The organism is Hoeflea sp. IMCC20628, from assembly GCF_001011155.1.
Classification (GTDB): Bacteria; Pseudomonadota; Alphaproteobacteria; order Rhizobiales; family Rhizobiaceae; genus Hoeflea.
Genome location: NZ_CP011479.1, coordinates 40579 through 58879, shown reverse-complemented (window position 1 = coordinate 58879; position 18301 = coordinate 40579). Strand labels below are relative to the sequence as shown.

The window sequence follows — 18301 nt, the reverse complement described above, 5'->3', positions numbered from 1 at the left end:
GAACAGCACTCTAATTTCTGGAGCTCAAATGCCATCCAAATATTTTGTGCCTCGTGGGGGGCACCCGGGCCAGGAACAACTCCTCACCGACCGGGCAGTGTTTACAGATGCCTATGCCGTTATCCCGAAAGGCACAATGCAGGATATCGTCACCAGCTTCCTGCCCTTCTGGGACGATACCCGCTTGTGGGTGCTTTCGCGTCCACTGAGCGGTTTCGCAGAAACATTCTCGCAGTACATTATGGAAGTTGCACCTGGGGGCGGCTCAAACCGTCCTGAGACAGATCCCGGCGCAGAAGCGGTGCTCTTCGTAGTCGAAGGGTCGGCATCGCTCGAGGTAAACGGTCAACACCATGACCTGCAGCCCGGAGGTTACGCCTATTTGCCGCCGCAAACCGACTGGACATTGCACAACAAGGGGTCAGAAAAACTGATCTTTCACTGGATCAGAAAATATTACGAAGTTGTCGATGGGCTCGAGGCCCCGGATGTGCTGATCACCAATGAAAACGACATCGCACCGACCGTCATGCCCGGCACGGAAGGCAAATGGGCGACGACCCGGTTTGTCGATCCCAAGGATCTTCGCCATGACATGCACGTGACCATTGTCACCCTGGAGCCGGGAGCCGTTATTCCATTCGCAGAAACTCACGTGATGGAACACGGACTTTACGTCTTGGAAGGCAAAGCGGTCTACCGGCTCAATCAGGACTGGGTCGAGGTCGAAGCCGGAGACTACATGTGGCTCAGGGCGTTTTGCCCGCAAGCCTGCTACGCCGGAGGTCCTGGGAAGTTTCGCTACCTTCTCTACAAGGATGTAAACCGGCATATGAGCCTGAGTTCACCCGCCAGGTTTGCGGCTCGGGCGCGTTCCTAAGTTCCGCATTTTCTTGGGGGGCTTTGTTTTCTCCGCCCCTCAAGCCACCTCTGCCCTCGTCGGCCTTACGCCTCCTGCATCAATGGGTGTCAGCTGCAATGCTTGGCTTAGTAAAGCTAGAGCTCGCCCTTCAAAATGAGGCGCGCGATGACCGTGTCGGCAATGTGCGCACAGCGGGCTCCGTCGAACGGAAAGATGCTGCTAAACCCGCCCTGCAACTTCTGTTCCAGTGCTGCACGCAATTGCCGGCGCGCCCGGAACAGGCGTGTTTTCACAGTAACCGGGTTGAGCGACAGATCGCGGGCAATGTCACGTATCTTCATTCCCTCGACCTCATGCAGCAAAAAAGGCAGCCGCAAGTCGGGTGACAGACCAGCCACCACCAATTCGAGAATCCCGCTCATCTGGGTCCTGCCGAAATTCGCTTCAGGCGTCTCGCTGCCGCTGACAAATTTGAGGATATTGCCGTTGTTCTCCTCAGTCACGGTATCGTATTCCTCTTCTGAACGCGTGCGTCTTGAGCGCATCAATGCGGCGTTGATTGCGATACGGGTGATCCATGTCGAAAACTGCGCCCGCCCGTCGAAGTGTTCCAGCTTGGTAAAGGCGGAAAGATAGGTCTCCTGAACCACCTCCTCAGCCTCGACATCGCTGAAGACGATACCGCGCGCGATCCGAAACAGGCGGGGATTCAGCCGCCGGATCAACTCGCGGATGGCCGCCTCATCTTTCATTCGTGCCGCAGCGACCAGAACTGCCTCGGCTGATAAAGACCGTTCCGCATGGCCGGAGACTCGATTGACTTTTGTCGTCACTCTGCTGGCTCCCTTTCGACACGTCTGCTGGCGAAGATCTGATCAACTGAAGGCAAGCTAGCCAACACTTCGGGCATCACGTCACCTGTATCGGCTGCAGGTCCCTCCCATCCGGGATCATCCGGCTCGCCCACAACGATCCGGCCGATCATGCCGCCCATCTCGTGCGGGATGCAATAAAAGTCATAGACTCCCGGCACCCTCAGCTTGATCTCGAACATGTCGTCCGGCAACAGGAAGTCACTATCCCAGGGCATTGCCGCCGCAGGAATCCTCCGTAATCGACCATACAGAGATGGGTGATAGGCGGTGGCGGTGTGGCTGTTACCGGGGTCGCGGTTGACAAAGCGTACCGTTGTACCGGCAGCGACTGCAAGGCCCCGTGGTGAGAACCAGATGCGTTCGCCGCGCGCAGTCCCTCGCATCTCGATCACCTCGGCTGGCATTGCCCGCGAATGGCGCGGTGCCAGGAGGGCGGCAACAGCGCCGCCCCCAAAGACCAGAAAGTTCCGGCGCGCCGCCTTCATTTCGCCAATCGCGATTTAGCGCCCTCGTCGTGATAAAGCACCACGTGAGCATGCGGTTCTTCCACGCCAGGATGGCCTGCATTGTAGTAGATATCGACACTGCTGACCGTGTGCGATCCCAGTCCGAGACCGTCATAGGACGTGCCGCCCGCCAGCGCCTTCAACGGCGTCATATAGACTGTGGCCGACAACTTGCCATCGTGATCATAGGCCAGGAACGGTCCGGCCGGCAGAGTGTCCGGATTGACAAAAAGTGTCCCCAGACCGGGCAAGAAATCGGGCAGCGGCACAATAGTGCTGACCTGCACGAAAGGCGCTCCTGGAGGAGAATTTTTCAACGCATCTTCGTCATGAGCAAGCGCAGGTGTCACGGCCATTGCCAGCACCATCGTCAACAGCGGGAGTGGATTCTTCATGTTGGTTCCTTTCCGGATTGTCGTTGGGTGCGTTTCCGGGCACCCTGATCATTGGATGCGGCAGAACCGAAAAGGTTCGCGTGTAAAAAATATTTCCAGAGCCAGATGATGCGCAGGGATTTACCGACCACCTATGCTTCCCTTCACCTCACACGCACGCGCCACGCGGGAATGACATTCAACGGAACTTTTGCAGCTGTTCGGGACTTCTCGAGAAAGGAGACTGTCATGGCAAAATATTCAAAAGGCGATCATGTGAGCTGGAATTCTGAAGCTGGCCGCGTCAGTGGCAGGATCATCAAGATCCACGAAAGCGATTTTCTCTACAAGGGCCATCCCCGGCGCGCTTCAAAAGACGACCCGCAATACGAAATCGCTAGCGACAAGACCGATCACATTGCCGCGCACAAGGAAACCGCGCTTACGAAGATTGACTGATGGCGACGCATTTCACGACGGTCGGTCACTCGAATCGCAGCCTCGAGGACTTTCTCGCCATTCTGCGTCAGGGACAGGTAGGGGTCATTATAGACGTCCGGTCTTTTCCAAGATCGCGCGCCAACCCGACGTTCAACATCGACACCCTACCCGCCGAACTCGCCCGCGTGCAGATAGATTATCAACATCTTGGCGGGCTTGGCGGCCGCCGGCCGAAACAGCCGGAGGTGGATGAAAACCTGAATGCCATGTGGCGGAATCGAAGTTTTCACAATTACGCCGGCTATGCTCTGAGCCAAGAATTCGCCGTCGCCTTCCGCGACCTTCTCCGGCTTGGTCAGGATCGTCGGGTGGCGCTGATGTGTTCAGAGGCGGTGTGGTGGCGGTGTCATCGTCGCATTATCACCGACTATCTGATCGTCACCGGTCATGACGTCGAACACCTGATGACTGCAGGCAGGATCGAGCCTGCTCGACTGACACCCGGAGCCCGGACGACCGCCGACGGACAAGTGATCTATCCTGCAACGTAGCGATTATTTCTGCTGTGAACTGGCATCTGGTCAACGCTCGACCGAAAGTCAGACAACGCCTTAAGAGGCTTTGCGTGCAACTTCGTTGACAGCAAAATTATTGCATCAACAGAGCATTTAATTCCGTTTGTCTTGTCGTTTTGGAAGGTTCACCATTTCGAAGTCTATCCGCGGCAGGACCGCTGCCGTGGTGTCAACGTGTGACGGAGAGCACGATGCCCGATAAGACTGACACCCAGCTCAAATCACCAAACGTCACCGTAACCCTGGATGATCCCAAACCTCCGTTCTTTAGACGTTGGGCTTTTTCGACCAACCACAAGGATATCGGAACGCTCTATTTGCTGTTTTCAATCCTTGCAGGACTATTTGGAACCGGGCTCTCCGTGCTGATGCGGATGGAACTGCAGCAACCCGGCATGCAGATATTTGGTGATCCCGGCACCTACAACGTCGTCGTCAGCGCCCATGGGCTGGTGATGATCTTCTTCGTCCTCATGCCGGCGCTGATCGGCGGCTTCGGCAACTGGTTCGTGCCGATCCTGATCGGTGCGCCCGACATGGCATTTCCACGCCTGAACAATATTTCATTCTGGCTTCTGGTGGTCGCATTCGTGCTCTTCATCGCCTCGATGTTTGTGGAGGGAGCGCCAGGAACATCGGGGCACGGCGGCGGCTGGACCTTGTACCCGCCCTATTCGACCGCCGGGCAGCCCGGACCCGCAGTCGATTTTGTCATCTTGTCGATTCACTTGTCGGGCATCTCCTCGATCCTGGGCGCGATCAACTTCATTACAACCATCTTCAACATGCGCGCACCGGGCATGACTCTACACAAGATGCCGCTGTTTGCCTGGTCTATGCTGGTAACAGCCTTCATGCTCTTGTTTTCATTGCCGGTGCTTGCCGGTGCGGTCACCATGCTTCTGACCGACCGCAACTTTGACACCACCTTCTTTGCCCCCGCGGGCGGCGGAGATCCGATCCTCTATCAACATCTGTTCTGGTTCTTCGGTCACCCGGAAGTCTACATCATGATCCTGCCAGCCTTCGGCATTGTCAGCCAGGTCGTCTCGACCTTCTCGCGCAAGCCGGTGTTCGGTTACCTTGGCATGGTCTACGCAATGCTTGCCATCGGCCTGATCGGCTTCATCGTCTGGGCGCATCACATGTTCACCGTTGGCCTCTCGATCGATTCCCAACGCTATTTCATGGTCGCCTCAATGGTCATCGCAGTGCCAACCGGCGTGAAGGTGTTTTCCTGGCTGGCAACAATGTGGGGCGGCTCGATTTCCTTCCGCACACCCATGCTGTGGGCGATCGGCTTCATCTTCCTGTTTACCGTCGGCGGCGTCACCGGTGTGCAACTCGCCAGTGCCGGTCTCGACCGGCCCTTGCACGACACCTATTACGTAGTCGCCCATTTCCACTACGTGCTGTCGCTGGGTTCAGCCTTCGCCATCTTTGCCGCCTGGTACTACTGGTTCCCGAAGATGTCTGGCTATCTCTACAATTCCATCCTCGCCAAGACCCATTTCTGGTTGATGTTTATCGGCGTCAACTTCGTCTTCTTCCCGCAACATTTCCTTGGCCTTGCCGGCATGCCACGCCGCTATGTCGACTATCCCGAAGCCTATGCAGGCTGGAATTTCGTCTCATCGATCGGCGCCTACATTTCCGCGTTGGGCCTGATCTTCTTTCTCATCACCGTGGTTGAAGCTTTCATCAGGAAACGGGCCGCGGGTGACAACCCCTGGGGCGCAGGCGCAACCACCCTTGAATGGACGCTGTCATCGCCACCACCATTCCATCAATTTCAGTCACTGCCGCAGATCAAGTAACGCCGGTGTCGTCGCTACTGCCCAAATTCGATAGGAGCATCCAAATGAACGAGGCTGCAGAAAACGGATCCAGTCTTTGGCCCATGATTACCTTCGGAATTTACTGGGCCTATCTGATTGCCACCTATGAAAAGCGCAGGCGAAAGGGGTTGAAGACGTTCTTTGATCTCGTCCTTTCTCCGCACGAGCCAGGCGCCGCACACGACCAAAACTCCAATTGGTTCACGATCCTTTCCAACAGGCAGAACGACCTCGACGACGACAATTTTCTGACCGGCGCAGTAAAGACATATGAGTTCATTCTGACAAATTATGCCGCAGGGAAAACAGCGGAACTCGTCGGGTTGCTTTCCCCCGATGTTTTCGAGGTATTCTCAAACCATATCGAAGACCGGGCAACCAGAGGTGAACGACTGTCTCTCGATATTGTAACGCTCTCAGACGCACGTATCGTAGCCAAAGACTCAGCAATACCCTGACCGAACTCACGGTCCGGTTTGAAGCAGAAATCTTTGTCTCCAAACAGAAGGCAGATCCGGACCATTTTCCGAATGCCGCACCGGAATTGTTGAACACAATCGATATCTGGACATTCCAGAAACGCAAAAATGCTGCGAGCAGGAACTGGATACTGGTAGCCGTCGAAACCGGCTGACCGTGACACAGCTAATTCATCGAGGCGGGTTTGGTGGGAAGTGGGTCAGGGATTGCACGGAAACTTGTAGCTGATGCGGAGTACCCATGGGATTTGGCCAAAGCGCTCCACATCAGAATTGACGACGACAATCATTCTTAGCCCAGCTAACTTTCACGCCTCCCAATCAACCTCCGCTGCGCTGACCTGTGACGTCGGCTTTACTCCGCCAATATGCAGGCGACCTGACGACCGGCGATCAGCCGTTCGGGCGGAATGGCATCAGCGCATTGGGGAATGGCGATCGGGCAGCGCGGATGGAAGGCGCAGCCGCTGGGAATATTGAGTGGTGAAGGCAATTCACCCTCAAGCTGCACCCGTTCGCGCTTCTTGGTCGGATCGGCGATCGGCGTCGCCGACAACAGTGCCTGGGTGTAGGGATGTTTCGGCGCCGCGAAAACGGTCTCTGCCGGTCCTGATTCCACCGGACGACCAAGATACATCACCATCACCTCGTCGGCGATGTGCTTGACCACCGAAAGGTCGTGGCTGATGAACAGATAGGCGAGACCGAACTCCGCCTGCAGATCGATCAGCAGGTTGAGCACCTGGGCCTGGATCGACAGGTCCAGCGCCGAGACCGGCTCGTCGAGAACCAGAATTTTCGGGTTGAGCATCAGCGCCCGAGCGATGGCGATGCGCTGCCTCTGGCCACCCGAGAACATGTGCGGGTAGCGGTCGTAATGCTCTGGTCGAAGCCCGACCCGCTCCATCATGGCACGCGCCTTCTGGCCCCGTGTCTCCGCATCGTCCTGGGTGTTGATCTTGAGCGGCTCCTCAAGGATCGATCCGACCTTCTGGCGCGGATTGAGCGAGCCATAGGGATTCTGGAACACGATCTGCACGGTGCGGCGAAGGTCCTTGTCAGTGTACACGGCAGGTCTGCCGTTAATGGTCAGCACACCGGAACTGGGTTCCTCGATCATGGTGACGAGACGCGCCAGCGTTGACTTGCCGCATCCGGATTCGCCCACAACGGCCAGTGTCTTGCCGGGGGTCAGATCGAAGCTGACGCCATTGAGCGCACGCACCAGCGCAGGCGCTCCGAAGACGCCGCGCTTGACCTCATAGGTCCTGGTCAGATCCGTGGCCTGAAGAACCGTGCTCATACCGTAATCTCCCGGGCCTGAGTGCCGTCGGCGGGCGTTCCGTTGATGAGCGGATGATTGCACAAGGCATGGCCCATGTCGGGGCCTTGCCGGGTGGCGTTGATGCGGCAGCTTGAGGTGGCGTAGGCGCAGCGCGGCTCGAACAGGCATCCTGGCGGCCGGTCAAACTGACCCGGAACCACACCGGGAATCGACGGCAAATGCCCGCGTCCTGTGGCCCGCTCCGGCAGGGCCGACAGCAGGGCCGCGGTATAGGGATGGTGCGGATCGGAAAACAGATCTTCCACCGACTGCTCTTCAACCTTCTGGCCGGCATATTGCACCTGGACCCGGTGCGCCATCTGCGCCACCACGCCCATGTCGTGCGTGATCAGCACCAGCGCCATGTCGAACTCGGCGCACAGGTCACGCAGCAAATCGAGAATCTGCGCCTGGATGGTCACATCGAGCGCCGTCGTCGGCTCGTCGGCAATCAACAGCTTCGGCCGGCACGATGCCGACATCGCAATCATCACCCGCTGGCTCATGCCACCTGATAATTGGTGCGGATATGCCGACAGGCGTTGCTCCGGCGAGGGGATGCCGACGGCTCGCATCAACTCGATCGAGCGGGCCTTGCGCTCGGAGCGGCCAAGCTTGGTGTGGCGCTTGAGCATCTCGCCGATCTGGAACCCGACCGTAAAGCACGGATTGAGGCTCGACATCGGCTCCTGAAAGATCATCGCAATGTCGCGACCGATGATGCTGCGCTTGTCCCTGTCCGACATCGTCAGCAGATCCTTGCCGTCGAACCGCATGACATCGGCAGTCACCGTCGCCGTGTCCGGCAACAGCCCCATCAGCGCCAGCATGGCCACCGATTTACCGGAACCGGACTCGCCGACAATCGACAGGATTTCGCGCCCGTCCACATTCAGGTCCACTCCATCGACCGCCCGGAACGGTCCGGATACAGTATCGAAACTGACAGTCAGGTTCTTGATTTCGAGCAGGGACATCAGCTTTTCTTCAATTTCGGATCGAGCGCATCACGCAGACCATCGCCCATCAGATTGATGGCCAGCACGGTGATCAGAATGGCCAGGCCGGGCAGGGTAACCACCCACCAGGCCCTAAGAATGAATTCACGTGCTTCGGCCAGCATCGATCCCCATTCGGGCGTCGGCGGCTGTGCACCCATGCCCAGAAAGCCCAGTGCGGCGGCATCGAGAATCGCCGTCGAGAAGGACAGCGTCGCTTGCACGATCAGCGGCGCCAGACAATTGGGAAGGATGGTCAGGAACATCAGTCGCGCCGAGCCCGCGCCGGCCACACGTGAGGCGATCACATATTCCCGGTCCCGCTCGGACATTACCGAAGCGCGGGTCAGGCGCACGAAATGCGGCTGCAGAATCAGCGCGATTGCAATCATCGCATTGAGCAGGCCGGGCCCGAGGATTGCCACCAGAACCAGCGCCAGCAGCAGCGACGGGAACGCCAGGATCACGTCCATGATACGCATGATCACCGTATCGACCCAACCACGGAAATAGCCGGCGAGAAGGCCGATCATCACGCCACTGGAGACCGAAAGCACCACCACGAACAGGCCGATAAACAGCGAGAACTGGGATCCGTATATCAGCCGGGAGAGGATATCCCGTCCCACGGCGTCGGTTCCCAGAAGATAGGTCAGGCTGCCGCCCTCCTGCCAGAATGGCGGCACCAGAAACGCATCGCGGTTTTGCGCACTTGGCGAATGCGGCGCGATCAACGGTGCGAACACCGCAATGAGCACGATGAAGGAAAACACCGTCAGCCCGATCACCGCGCCGCGGTTCTGGCTGAAGTAATACCAGAATTCGGCAAACCGGCCACGGCGCAGCGGCGTTTGCACGAGGGGAGTGGTGGTTGTGTCAGTCACGGCGCAACCTCAATGTCTGATACGCGGATTGATCAGGCCATACAGCAAATCAACCACGAGATTGACGATCATGATGACGCCGGCGATCAACAGCAAGCCGCCCTGCACCACGGAATAATCGCGTTTGAAAACCGAATCGACCATCCACTTGCCGATGCCCGGCCAGGAAAAAATTGTCTCGGTCAGGATCGCGCCAGCCAGCAAGACCCCCACCTGCAGACCAATGGTGGTGATCACCGGGATCAGCGCGTTTCGCAGCGCGTGCAAGCCGATGACCCGTCTCGGCGGCAAACCCTTGGCTCGTGCAGTTCGAACGTAGTCCTCGCCCAGCACTTCAAGCATCGCCGAACGGGTCTGCCGCGCGATCACCGCAAGCGGGATCGTGGCCAGCACGATCGTCGGCAGCACCAGATGGCTCAGCGCGGATTTGAAGGCACCGGCTTGCCCGGACAGCAGACTGTCGATCAGCATGAAGCCGGTAACCGGCGGGAAGAAATAGATCAGCGAAATCCGCCCGGAGACGGGAGTCCATTGCAGGATACCGGAAAACAGGATGATCAGCAGAAGGCCCCACCAGAAAATCGGCATCGAATAGCCGACAAGCGCGGTACCCATGACGCTTTGATCAAGCCAGGTGCCGCGTTTGACAGCAGCCAGCACCCCGGCCGGAATACCCACCAGCGTTGCCAGGATGATGGCGCACAGCGCCAATTCAATTGTCGCCGGAAACAGCGTCATGAACTCATCGAACACCGGCCGCTTGGTGACAATCGATGTCCCGAAGTCGCCTGTCAGGATATCCCCCAGATAATTGATATATTGAATGGGTAAAGGCTTGTCGAAACCGAGGGAGGCCTGCAGTTCGGCATAGCGCGCGGGGTCAACGCCGCGCTCACCGGCAAGCAACATGATCGGGTCGCCCGGCAGCAGCCGGATGAAAGCGAAAGCCACGATCGAAACCCCGATAAAGGTCGGAATCAGAAGGCCTAGCCGTGTAAGGAAAAATCGCAGCATGTTTTCAATGGCGGCGGGGGCGTTCGAAAAACGCCCCCGCCTTTCCTGTTCTGGTTATTCGGCGATATCGACGCCGGTGAACCAATGGCCACCGAGAGGATCCATCACGTAGCCGCTGACCTTCTTGCTCATCGGCATGAAGACAACCGAGTGGGCAATGGTTGCCCACGGCGCTTCGCGCTTGAAGACCACCTGAGCTTCTTCATAAAGCTTGGTCCGCTCTTCCTTGCTGGAAACGACCTTGGCCTTCTGAATCAGCGCTTCGAACTCGTCGTTGCACCATTGCGCACGGTTCGAGCCACCGATGCCATCGCAGCCCAGCAGCACGGCGAGGAAGTTGTCCGGATCGCCATTGTCGCCGGTCCAGCCGAGCAGCACCGCGCCATCGCGGTCCTTGGCCTTCGATTTGTCCAGGTATTCGCCCCATTCGTAGGAAACGATTTCGACTTCAACGCCGACCTTGGAGAAGTCTTCCTGAATGACTTCCGCCATGCGGCGGGCATTCGGGTTGTAGGGACGCTGCACCGGCATAGCCCAGATCTTCATCGACAGATCCGTCACGCCCTCTGCCTCAAGCATCGCCTTGGCGGCTTCAGGATCATAGGCATCGTCTTCAATGGCCTTGTTGTAGGACCACATGGTTGGCGGGATCGGGTTCTTGGCAGCCTGACCTGAGCCCTGGAACACGGCGTCCAGAATGGCCTGCTTGTTGATCGCCATGTTCAGCGCCTTGCGGACCTTGGCGTTGTCGAATGGAGCGACAAGCGCGTTGTAGGCCAGGTAGCCGACATTGAGGCCTTCCTGCTCCATCATCTGAAGATCATCATTTGACTTCAGAATCTCGAGATCGGCCGGGTTCGGATATGGCGCCACGTGGCATTCGCCGGCGATCAGCTTCTGCTGACGCACCGATGCATCGGTGGTGATGGCGAACACCAGATCGTCAATCTTTTCCTTGCCTGCCCAGTAGTCAGGATGCGCCTTGTAGCGGATCACGGCGTCGGGCTGATAGGCCACGAACTGGAACGGGCCAGTGCCGATCGGCTTCTGGTTGAGGTCCGAAGCCTTGCCGTCGGCCTCAAGCTTGTCGGCGTATTCCTTTGACATGATTGAGGCGAAATCCATTGCCATGTTGGCGATGAACGGCGCTTCCGGGCGGTTGAGCACGAACTTGACCGTCATGTCGTCGACCTTTTCGATCGCCTTCAGGAGATCAGGCATCGACATGCCGTTGAAATATTCCCAGCTTGCGCCTTCGACGTATTTGTTGAAGGAATTGTCTTCCTTCAGCTGACGCTCGAAAGAGAAGATCACATCGTCGGCGTTGAGGTCACGCGACGGAGTGAAAAATTCGGTGGTGTGGAACTTCACACCCGGACGAAGCTTGAATGTGTATTCAAGACCGTCCTCGGAAACTTCATAGCTCTCGGCGAGGCCGGGCTTGGTTTCAGTGGTGCCGATGTTGAATTCAACCAGGCGGTTGTAGATATTCTTCGACGAGGCGTCGAAGGTCGTTCCCGCTGTGTAGAGAGCGGGGTCAAAACCTTCCGGTGACCCTTCCGAGCAATAGACCAGTGTCTTGGCTTGCGCTGCAGATGCGAGCATCGCTGCGAGCGCGGTCGTGGCCAAAAGTGAATTTAGCTTGTTCATGGCGCATCCCCTGTGGTTGTACGCATTATTTGTGTTTTCACCCGGGGATGCTGTTCCACCCCCCAGCTTGCCGCGATCAAAGGCCAATCACCATATCAATGCAAGCATCATTCCTGTCTTTTTTGGCGATCTTGGCGCAATAATTCGAAATTGGCCGCTCGCCTCGCATACAATTCGCATCATTTGCCGCGGGAACAATCGAAAATTGGAAAAAACCGCTAAAAAACGCCGCAACCAACCATATGGCGAAAACCACTTTATTCAGATTTCGACAGGTGCTGGTGCTTTTTCCGAATTACCAACCGAGGCGCATATTCATCAAATCGATCAATGCGTATCCACTGCTCACCTTTGAAATCTGAGCGAAGGCATTTGCGAATCCAGACGCTGATCACATGTCAGCCCTCGTCTTTTACAAGTTGCCCCTCCGACGAACTCGCGACGGTACAAATAGACCGTCCTTATTGCTTCAAGCCGAAGGCTCAGCTGCGAATATTCAGCCCGACACTTCGCCAACCCGCAACTGCGCGGCGGACAAGCGCGTCATCAGTGCACCAGGCACGGAAATGCCCCATGATGAAGTGCTCAAACTCCGGCAGTGCTTCCAGCAGCCTGTCCTTCTCTTCCATTGCTGCATCCACGTCGTTCGCTTCCACCAGAAACCAGATCATATGACAGTGGTAGAAGAACATCCCGGGCAATGGAGATATCTGCATCTCCGCAACCGCCTCTCTGGCCCTTCCCGTCATCGCCAGACCGATGGCTCTGGGGACATGATACCAGCCAGGCTGGAGTGGATTAAGTGCAATGGCCTTGTCCAGCAATGGCATAGCCGTGTCCCAATTCACACGTGCTGTGTAACAAATGCCAAGGGCGGCCAGCATGTCCCCGTGACCGGGGTTGAGTACCAGGGCTTGCCTGGCAGCAGCGTCAAACTGTTCGAACTCTCCGCGATGGAAACGTGCGATAGCCAAAGCCTCTTGGGCAGTCGCACTCTCAGGGTCACAGACCACAGCTTTTTGGGCCTGTGCCAATGCCTGTTCCAGAATGACCTTGTCCGGCTGTTTATCAATCGACACCCGGTATTCGTCGAGCATGATCAAGGCCAGCGTCGCGTGGGCATCGGCAGAATTGCCGTCGGTTTCTAGCGCCTTTGTAAGGCCTTCCTTGATCGCCGAGCGGTCAATCTGATCCAGTTGAATCCCGTATTGATGATATTGCGAAATCCAGTGATAGGTCTCCCATTTCTGAGAACGCCCCAACCCCACCCTGCGTTGCGCATATTGTTCCAGCGGGCCAAAGCGGTCGGCGATCCGTGCAGCAATCATCTGTGCCATCTCGTCCTGCACCGCATACATCGCATTCGGTGTCATCTCGCGACTGAAGTGTTTCGTCAGGATGACCGCATCACTGGAGGCGACCACCAGATTGATTGTTATATCGACTGTGTGCTCACTGAGCCGGAAGCTCCCCTCCAGAACAAAGTCTGGTCGAAAAGCTGCATACATCTGTGAAATGCTGAGTTTGTCGAGCTTTGCCTTTTCGGTCGTCGACCTCGAAAAGACCGACAGTTCCCTGAACCGCGACAGATTTGCGATGATCTCTTCGGTCAGGCCAAGTGAAAAGGATTGCCTGTTCTTCTCCAGGCTGAAATCGTCGAAAGGAAGAACCGCGATTGATGGACTAATGGAAGTCGCAGCAGGCAAAGGCTTATCACTATCCTTCAGCTTTCCCCCGCCATTGGGAACAAGGAATTTCGGTTCGTACGCGCCCTTGGCAATCTTGATATGAACGGGATCTTCCAGACCGTCCTGCGCATAATACTGGCCCAGTTTTTGTCGGAGCGCGCGTGCCTGAACTCGCACAATTGTGTCTGTTTGCGGATCGAAATCTTCCGGCCGGTCAAAAACGTCCAGACCGATGGTGTATCCTTTCAGGCGATCCACTCGTCCTTCGAGACTTTCCTGCACGACATGAGACAAAAACCGCGAGAGCCGCGGGGCATTAAAGAACATCCGGCTGTCCATGATGCGGGCCAGCTGTGTCTCCACGACCTCGCGGGGCAATGATGTCGTCAGGTCCATCGCTTCAGCTCACTTATCATCGGCCCCGGACAGCAGTTTCACCTTCCGGTTCACTGTGATTCACTCAAGTCAAGATCGAGATTATGGCACCAAAGCGCTGGCGGCCTTGATGCAAGTCAAGGCGGTTTGTTTCAAAGCATAAGCATATAAAGCCACGCGAATGACAACCAACGAGACGCTCTAAGGCAACCCTTCGTGTCCGTTGGATCGCATGAACAGGAAACAGAACATAGCCGAGTTGCAAAGCGACGAGGACGGCGGAGCGTACGCGCAACTGCCCTCAGTTTTCGATTGGGCTCATGGAAAACACAAACAGGAGTGTGGACGTGACAACACCCAGCGCAATAGTTTCAACACCAGACATTTCAACCTCAGTAATGAATTCAGTTTCAAACCAACGACCAGATTCAGAAAACATATTTCATATAAAAAAACGATCCGCCTATGGAAATCCTTCATCCGCAAATCCAATAAAGCGAATAAGTACCGATCTAAAACGACGCAACAACCTTACATCCCTTTTTGAAACCAAATTTTTTCAACACCATTTCCAGCCAAATAACACGATACTTCTTCATGGCGATCCGATTGAAGAATATTACATGATTGTTTCAGGCATAGTCCGTTGCTGCACCATTAACCCGGAAGGCGCGCGGCAAATTTTTCGTTTTGCAAAAAAGGGTGATTTCCTCGGACTTTCAGACATCGACGCCTGGCATTTCACCGCAGAAGCCGTCGACCATGTGATCTTGAAGTCCATTCCACATGCGCAGATGAAGCAGGCCTTATCAAAAGACATCAAATTGCGGGACGCCGTGAGGGAGCAGGTTTGCAGCCAGTTGGAAGATCGCGAGCGGCAACTTCTGTCGATGGTCAGCGCCAAGGCGTCTGAACGCCTGTTTCAGTTCCTGTGTGAGTTTGCGTCATCAAGGCCGGGAACCGGTTACATCACGCTGCCGATGTGCCGCCGCGACATTGCGGACCATCTCGGCTTATCGGTGGAAACAGTCAGTCGCACATTCAGCGAACTCAAACGCAAGGGCCGCATTGATCTTGCTTGCTCCGAAAAATACAAAATCTGCACGGTGCCCTGGCATTGACGCGGAGGCAGAGCGCATTCCTGGTTTTGCCTGAAGGCAAACCAGCTACAGCAAAAGCCCTCTTCGCTCTGGTTCTGACTTGGTGACGGAATGTGATCATTCCGCCCCCAAAAGGCCCGCTTATCTGGCGGGCTTTTTCTTCTTCAGCGCCTCAAACCCAATGATCACATCGAGAAGCTCGGTCGTGATTTCAGTTTGGCGTAATGTCCGCGTGTCGGATTTGAGTTCTTCCAGTCTGTCGTCGACCGATTGTTCGGCCTGCTGCATAAGGGCAAGCCGTGCTGCGTTTTCAGTGACCATGGCATCGGCAGCAGCCCGGAACATGCTCGCAAACAGGTGATTCCGGATCAGCGCCCTGAACAGATCGCCAGGCGGCATTGAATAATAGGGCAGGCTTCGCGAGTCCCAGGGCTTTGTGCGAAGATCGTGCAGGAGCGAGGGGTCAAGCGGCAGCAATGCTACGATCTTAAGCGTCGGTACATCCGTCTCTCCGCGCGCGGAATAGGCCAGGGACACGGCGATTTCTCGTGGATGGCTGGCCCGCCTGATCTCGTCAAGCCGCTCGGTCAGAAGGTTTGCAAGCCGCTCCAAGCCATCGACGGACGCAGCAGGAAAGAACGTGTTTTCAATATCGAAGCCTTGATCCTGCAGGGCATCGGCCATTTGAGCGCCAATGCAGAGCACGGTAGTGGCCTCGCCGGGGTCTTTGTCGACATGTTGCCTCACATGCGCGGCAATAGCCTCATTGTAGTTTCCGCACAGACCGTGATCAGAGCCAAAAACAACAATGACACGCAAGGCGATGTCGGAGGACGCAGCATCCAGTGGACCGGCCCCGGACAGGAAGGCATGCAACCCGTCCAGAACCGTTTGATGATAGGCTTCGATGGCCAGGGCGGCGTGCTCGTAAGGAGCCGCATTGATCACCGAGAGAGTTTTCATCGTGTGAACGACGCTGCGAATGCCTTGTATGCTGTCCGTGCGCCGCACCAGAGTGTCAAGGGTTTGCGCCATCTTGCTCCTCCAGAGCCTTGCGCGCGTTTTGCCCGATTTTGATCATCCGGTTCCGGTCATCGTCATCCAGGGGTGCGTTTTGCGAGATCCGCTTTGCAGTATCGTCCAGATCACGCGCGGCGGCCGTTCTGATGGCCGTCATGACCCGGAAGGTATCGGCCTCACTCAAGCTGTCAAAACCGCCGTCCATGGCGGTGACAAGAACAGCAAGCTGTTCGATCGCCGGGATGGGATCGCGCTCGGCCTGCCGCAACGACGCCCGCACCGCAGCGCCGCGTGTCAGACGCGCGCGGGTCGCGTCGTCCAGCCGCGTGCCGAAACGGGCAAAATCCTCCAGCTCCTCGAACTGCGACAAGGTCACGCGCAGGTTTCCAGCGACAGACCGGAAGGCTTTGCTTTGCGCCTTGCCGCCGACGCGCGAGACTGACACGCCCAGATCAACGGCCGGAAACTGGTTCTTGCGCACAAGACGGGGCGACAGATAGATCTGTCCGTCAGTGATCGAAATCAGGTTGGTCGGAATATAGGCGGACAGGTTCTCGGCCTGGGTCTCGACCACCGGAAGCACGGTGATCGAGCCGCCGCCGGCCTTGGGCGTAAACTGGCCCGCGCGCTCCAGCAACCGCGCATGGATGTAAAAGATATCGCCGGGAAAAGCCTCGCGTCCCGGAGGACGGCGCAGCAGCAGCGACAGCTCACGATAAGACCGGGCGTGATGGGTGAGATCATCCAGGACCACCAAAACGTCCCGCCCCTCATCAGAGAAATACTCTGCCATGGTCAGCGCAGCATAGGGCGCGACATAGGCAAGGCCTGCTGCCCCCTCATCACCGGCGGACATGACGATGGACCGTTCCATCATGCCCCCCTCGCGGATCGCGCCGACTACCTTGGCAACCGCATCGCCACGCTGCCCAGTGGCGCAATAGATACAAATGAGATCGCTTGATTTCTGGTTGAGGATTGCATCCACGGCCAGCGACGTCTTGCCGGTCTGCCGGTCGCCGATCACCAGTTGCCGCTGACCGAGACCAATGGGAACTGCAGCATCAACCACCTTGATGCCTGTCGCCAGAGGCCGCGAAATGGCTTGCCGGTCGAGAATTTTCGGCGCGTCCATTTCAACGGGTCGTGTGGCCTCTGACTTGATGTCTCCCATGCCGTCCTGCGGGTTGCCAAGCGCGTCGACAACACGACCCAGCAGGGCATGACCAACCCGTGCGCTCACAACCTTGTGCGAGCGCAAGACGCTCTCTCCCACGGCCACACGGTCGGAGGGTCCCAGAAGGACAACGCCCAGCCGTCCCGGCTCGAGATCGAGAACGATGCCCTGCACGCCGCTGGCAAATTGAAGCAACTCGTCAGACAGGGCGCGCTCCAACCCGGCAACAATCGCAATCCCGTCGCCGACTTCTGCAACCGATCCGATCTCGCTTAGACGCGGACCAGGAGACGGGCTGTCCAGAAGTGCCTTCAAGACCATTTCGGGACTGGTTTCAGAAGGGCGGGCTTCAATGCTCATGGCGTCGCACTTCTGGTTGGCTTGCCTTGCTCAACTGTTCTCCGATCACGGCATCAAGCCCATCGACATAGGAATCCACGGTCCAGGCGAGCTCCGCACCGCCCATACGCAGAACCAGACCGGGAGATTGCTTTGCATCCGTCTCGAAATGCACTGCGATGTCGGGGAAAACCGTTTGCAATTCAGCTGTCAATTCGTCCTGCGCTGATGAAGACAGCGTTTCGTGACTGGTCACCACGGCGCTTGCCGGTTGCCCTGCAGTGTGACGCAGATCTGCAGCCGTCAACTTTACCCGCTGGGCGAGATGATGTGCCATCTGCCGTTCCAGTCCTTGGTCCGCAAGATCACTCAGTGCTTTGCGCATCAGCGACAACATCGCCCTTGCCCCCGCCTGATGCATCCCGGTGGTGAATTTTTTCGTCTCCTCGTCAAGATGCGCGGTCCACGTCACATACTCACGGTTCATTCGTTCCCGCGCCTCGGCGAGAAGCGCATCACGTTGTTCCTCGGCTTTTTTTCTGATCGTTTCAGCCATTTCGGATTGCGCGACATGCAGCGCCCGAACCTTTTCGTGGTAATCTGCTTCGGCGGTTTCAGCCTTTTCCTTCGCAAGCACGGCGGCTTTCATCCTGTCCGCAATCTCTGCCTCACGTGCATCGATGCCGGCCAGGATGGGACGGTAAAAAAATCGCTTCAGTAGCCAGACCAGCACCAGAAAATTGGCGATCTGAGCCGCGACGGTGATCCAGTCAATGGACATG

At 57.0% G+C, this 18301-nt stretch carries 19 protein-coding genes; 7 read left to right on the top strand and 12 right to left on the bottom strand.

The annotated features are described in order from the left end of the window. Window positions 1-28 precede the first annotated feature (28 nt). The gene (locus tag IMCC20628_RS00300) at window positions 29-880 is read left to right on the top strand and encodes a bifunctional allantoicase/(S)-ureidoglycine aminohydrolase (protein WP_047028536.1); all 852 of its coding nucleotides are present in this window, start codon (window positions 29-31) and stop codon (window positions 878-880) included. Window positions 881-996: 116 nt separating this feature from the next. Here IMCC20628_RS00300 and IMCC20628_RS00295 read toward each other — a convergent pair whose 3' ends face one another. The 3 genes from IMCC20628_RS00295 to IMCC20628_RS00285 are packed head-to-tail and all read right to left on the bottom strand — an operon-like array spanning window position 997 to window position 2638. Beyond that, window positions 997-1695: an RNA polymerase sigma factor gene (locus tag IMCC20628_RS00295; protein WP_047028535.1), complete on the bottom strand. Its 699-nt coding sequence runs from the start codon at window positions 1693-1695 to the stop codon at window positions 997-999. After that, on the bottom strand, window positions 1692-2222 hold the full coding sequence (locus tag IMCC20628_RS00290) for a plastocyanin/azurin family copper-binding protein (protein ID WP_047028534.1): 531 nt from the start codon (window positions 2220-2222) through the stop codon (window positions 1692-1694). The genes IMCC20628_RS00295 and IMCC20628_RS00290 overlap by 4 nt, the downstream gene beginning before the upstream one ends. Then, complete coding sequence (locus tag IMCC20628_RS00285) at window positions 2219-2638, bottom strand: hypothetical protein (RefSeq protein WP_047028533.1); 420 nt, start codon at window positions 2636-2638, stop codon at window positions 2219-2221. The genes IMCC20628_RS00290 and IMCC20628_RS00285 overlap by 4 nt, the downstream gene beginning before the upstream one ends. Window positions 2639-2866: 228 nt before the next feature. On the opposite strand from IMCC20628_RS00285, the gene IMCC20628_RS00280 reads away from it, so the two are divergent. From IMCC20628_RS00280 to IMCC20628_RS00265, 4 genes are all read left to right on the top strand, one after another. Beyond that, complete coding sequence (locus IMCC20628_RS00280) at window positions 2867-3076, top strand: DUF2945 domain-containing protein (protein ID WP_047028532.1); 210 nt, start codon at window positions 2867-2869, stop codon at window positions 3074-3076. Next, the gene (locus tag IMCC20628_RS00275; RefSeq protein WP_047028531.1) at window positions 3076-3609 is read left to right on the top strand and encodes a DUF488 domain-containing protein; all 534 of its coding nucleotides are present in this window, start codon (window positions 3076-3078) and stop codon (window positions 3607-3609) included. Before IMCC20628_RS00280 ends, IMCC20628_RS00275 begins: the two co-directional genes overlap by 1 nt. 215 nt (window positions 3610-3824) lie before the next feature. Next, a complete protein-coding gene (ctaD, locus tag IMCC20628_RS00270) occupies window positions 3825-5450 on the top strand; it encodes a cytochrome c oxidase subunit I (protein WP_082127938.1) in 1626 nt (541 codons plus the stop codon). A 44-nt stretch (window positions 5451-5494) separates the two neighbouring features. Beyond that, window positions 5495-5929, top strand: a complete 435-nt coding sequence (locus IMCC20628_RS00265; RefSeq protein ID WP_047028530.1) for a TIM44-like domain-containing protein — start codon at window positions 5495-5497, stop codon at window positions 5927-5929. 376 nt (window positions 5930-6305) lie between these two features. Here IMCC20628_RS00265 and IMCC20628_RS00260 read toward each other — a convergent pair whose 3' ends face one another. From IMCC20628_RS00260 to IMCC20628_RS00240, 5 genes are read right to left on the bottom strand one after another with little or no spacing between them, the layout of a single operon-like run. After that, a complete protein-coding gene (locus IMCC20628_RS00260; RefSeq protein WP_047028529.1) occupies window positions 6306-7253 on the bottom strand; it encodes a dipeptide ABC transporter ATP-binding protein in 948 nt (315 codons plus the stop codon). Further along, window positions 7250-8251, bottom strand: coding sequence for an ABC transporter ATP-binding protein (locus IMCC20628_RS00255; protein ID WP_047028528.1), 1002 nt, complete (start codon window positions 8249-8251; stop codon window positions 7250-7252). Before IMCC20628_RS00255 ends, IMCC20628_RS00260 begins: the two co-directional genes overlap by 4 nt. Then, on the bottom strand, window positions 8251-9156 hold the full coding sequence (locus tag IMCC20628_RS00250; RefSeq protein WP_047028527.1) for an ABC transporter permease subunit: 906 nt from the start codon (window positions 9154-9156) through the stop codon (window positions 8251-8253). Before IMCC20628_RS00250 ends, IMCC20628_RS00255 begins: the two co-directional genes overlap by 1 nt. A gap of 9 nt (window positions 9157-9165) precedes the next feature. Next, window positions 9166-10170 carry an ABC transporter permease subunit gene (locus IMCC20628_RS00245; RefSeq protein ID WP_047028526.1) on the bottom strand — a complete coding sequence of 335 codons (1005 nt, stop codon included), beginning with the start codon at window positions 10168-10170 and terminating at the stop codon, window positions 9166-9168. 54 nt (window positions 10171-10224) lie between these two features. After that, on the bottom strand, window positions 10225-11820 hold the full coding sequence (locus tag IMCC20628_RS00240; protein WP_047028525.1) for an ABC transporter substrate-binding protein: 1596 nt from the start codon (window positions 11818-11820) through the stop codon (window positions 10225-10227). Here IMCC20628_RS00240 and IMCC20628_RS24960 point away from each other — a divergent pair. After that, window positions 11792-12175 carry a hypothetical protein gene (locus IMCC20628_RS24960; RefSeq protein WP_156174366.1) on the top strand — a complete coding sequence of 128 codons (384 nt, stop codon included), beginning with the start codon at window positions 11792-11794 and terminating at the stop codon, window positions 12173-12175. The two genes, IMCC20628_RS00240 and IMCC20628_RS24960, sit on opposite strands and share 29 nt — an antisense overlap. Window positions 12176-12302: 127 nt before the next feature. Here IMCC20628_RS24960 and IMCC20628_RS00230 read toward each other — a convergent pair whose 3' ends face one another. Beyond that, complete coding sequence (locus IMCC20628_RS00230; RefSeq protein WP_047028523.1) at window positions 12303-13904, bottom strand: hypothetical protein; 1602 nt, start codon at window positions 13902-13904, stop codon at window positions 12303-12305. Window positions 13905-14230: 326 nt separating this feature from the next. Here IMCC20628_RS00230 and IMCC20628_RS24490 point away from each other — a divergent pair, with 326 nt between their 5' ends. Continuing rightward, window positions 14231-15004 (top strand): Crp/Fnr family transcriptional regulator, encoded by a 774-nt coding sequence (locus IMCC20628_RS24490; protein ID WP_197078365.1) that lies wholly within the window; start codon window positions 14231-14233, stop codon window positions 15002-15004. Between the two features lie 120 nt (window positions 15005-15124). Here the strand turns inward: IMCC20628_RS24490 and IMCC20628_RS00220 are convergent, their stop codons facing one another. The 3 genes from IMCC20628_RS00220 to IMCC20628_RS00210 are packed head-to-tail and all read right to left on the bottom strand — an operon-like array spanning window position 15125 to window position 18300. Continuing rightward, on the bottom strand, window positions 15125-16018 hold the full coding sequence (locus IMCC20628_RS00220) for a FoF1 ATP synthase subunit gamma (protein ID WP_047028521.1): 894 nt from the start codon (window positions 16016-16018) through the stop codon (window positions 15125-15127). Next, window positions 16002-17540 (bottom strand): F0F1 ATP synthase subunit alpha, encoded by a 1539-nt coding sequence (locus tag IMCC20628_RS00215; protein ID WP_047028520.1) that lies wholly within the window; start codon window positions 17538-17540, stop codon window positions 16002-16004. Before IMCC20628_RS00215 ends, IMCC20628_RS00220 begins: the two co-directional genes overlap by 17 nt. Next, window positions 17530-18300, bottom strand: a complete 771-nt coding sequence (locus tag IMCC20628_RS00210) for an ATP synthase subunit B (RefSeq protein WP_047028519.1) — start codon at window positions 18298-18300, stop codon at window positions 17530-17532. Before IMCC20628_RS00210 ends, IMCC20628_RS00215 begins: the two co-directional genes overlap by 11 nt. Between the last annotated feature and the right edge of the window lies 1 nt (window position 18301).